Origin of the sequence: Mesorhizobium sp. M8A.F.Ca.ET.165.01.1.1 (assembly GCF_004792065.1) — a bacterium.
GTDB lineage: Bacteria > Pseudomonadota > Alphaproteobacteria > Rhizobiales > Rhizobiaceae > Mesorhizobium.
The window spans coordinates 1-333 of record NZ_SRTH01000151.1; the positions used below are offsets into that span (position 1 = coordinate 1).

1 protein-coding gene is annotated in these 333 nt (G+C 64.9%); it reads left to right on the forward strand.

The annotated features are described in order from the left end of the window. Nucleotides 1-20 precede the first annotated feature (20 nt). On the forward strand, nucleotides 21-333 hold a 313-nt coding region (locus tag EN808_RS35500; protein WP_245525209.1), incomplete at its 3' end, for a bacterial transcriptional activator domain-containing protein.

Genomic DNA, 333 nt, shown 5'->3' on the forward strand with positions numbered 1-333 from the left:
CGAACAGGCTGGCGTCCTGCGTGCAGGCAGCGGCGCGCCTGCTGGTCTGGGAGCCGCTGCGGGAGGATATCCACCGAACCCTGATGCGGGCCTATGCGGCCCAGGGTCGGATCAACCTGGCGCTGAAACAATATGATCTCTGCCGCGACGCTCTTCATCGCCACCTGCATCTGCAGCCGGAGGCTGAGACAAGAAGGCTTTACGAAGAGCTTCGCGCCCGCCGGACCGCAACGGATCGGGGTGTTGCCGCCAATGCCGGAACGGTTGCCGCAAGCACCCGGCCGGCGTCGCCGTCGACCCATTATGTCAAATCGGCGGGCAGCAATATTGCCT